We start from the raw sequence: 482 nt of genomic DNA, 5'->3' as shown, positions 1-482 counted from the left end.
TAATTAAGCTTTTCAGTTAGCATTTTTCTAGAGAGAGTTAAGTAATAGATAACTCTCTTTTTTCAATATGAAAAATCTACTAAGGAGCAACAATCTAAAAATAGACGTTCTCCTAAAATATAGAGTTGGAAAATAATTTTTAGAAAAGTATTAGATGAAAAATCCGACATTAGAAAAGAAAAAAAGGATTCTTCCTAATTAGTAAGAAAGATTGTCTATAGAAGTTCATAAAATGTAATATATTCAATTTCCATCCATTGAAGGGGGAGGTTAATTTTTAATGAATGAAGTGAAAAATTTCTTTCGAAGTAGAGGGTTTCAACGGTTTCTCGTTTTAATAATATTAGTGCTTGTATTGTATGGATTAAAAAGTATGATTAATTTAATATTAATTACGTTTATTCTCACGTTTTTGATGGATCGATTTCAAAAGTTTATTTCAAAAAAATTGAAAGTAAATAGGAAAGTGGTTATTGCTGGTT

Annotated in this window: 1 pseudogene; it reads left to right on the top strand. The window is 26.1% G+C overall.

Annotated elements, in window-relative coordinates:
- Positions 1–280: 280 nt before the first annotated feature.
- A pseudogene (locus tag KI356_RS26955) lies at positions 281–482 on the top strand (AI-2E family transporter); the annotation flags it as partial.

It is taken from the genome of Bacillus hominis, assembly GCF_018332515.1.
GTDB lineage: Bacteria > Bacillota > Bacilli > Bacillales > Bacillaceae_G > Bacillus_A > Bacillus_A hominis.
This window is presented reverse-complemented; position numbering and strand designations above follow the sequence as displayed.